1 protein-coding gene is annotated in these 455 nt (G+C 69.9%); it reads left to right on the forward strand.

The features are described from left to right. The coding region (locus ACLD7X_RS18905) for a cupin domain-containing protein (protein WP_411425219.1) at nt 1-455 on the forward strand (455 nt) is incomplete at both ends.

The following is a 455-nucleotide window of genomic DNA, read 5'->3' on the forward strand; positions in this document are numbered from 1 at the left end:
CCCTGTCACCGGCGACCGGGTGGAGTTTTTGACCTCGCCGCTTTCCGGTGACCGCGGTCCGCTTGTGTTCCGCACGACCCTTGCGCCGCGCGCGAAGGGCAGCCCGCTTGACCTGCACCGCACCATGGCCGAGACCTTTGCAGTCGAGCGGGGCGGCTTCAGCCTGCTTCTGCCGGACGGGAACATCCGGGCGATGGAGGCGGGCGACACCGTCGAGGTTCCAGCGGGCGCCACCCATGGCTTTCGCAACGACACGGATTCCGAGACGCGCTTTCTCACCACGGCCACGCCGGGCGAGGGCTTCGAGCGCTTCCTGCGGGTCATGTTCGCCCTGGCGGAACACGGGCACACGACGCGAGACGGCCTGCCGACCGATCCGCGTGCGCTCGCGCTTACGCTGGTCTACGCCGATCTCGTGCTGGCTGGCGCGCCCCGCGCCGTTCAGTCCGCCCTTG

The sequence above is a fragment of the Aphanothece microscopica RSMan92 genome, from assembly GCF_046613545.2.
In the GTDB taxonomy this organism is placed as follows: domain Bacteria; phylum Cyanobacteriota; class Cyanobacteriia; order PCC-6307; family Cyanobiaceae; genus NIES-981.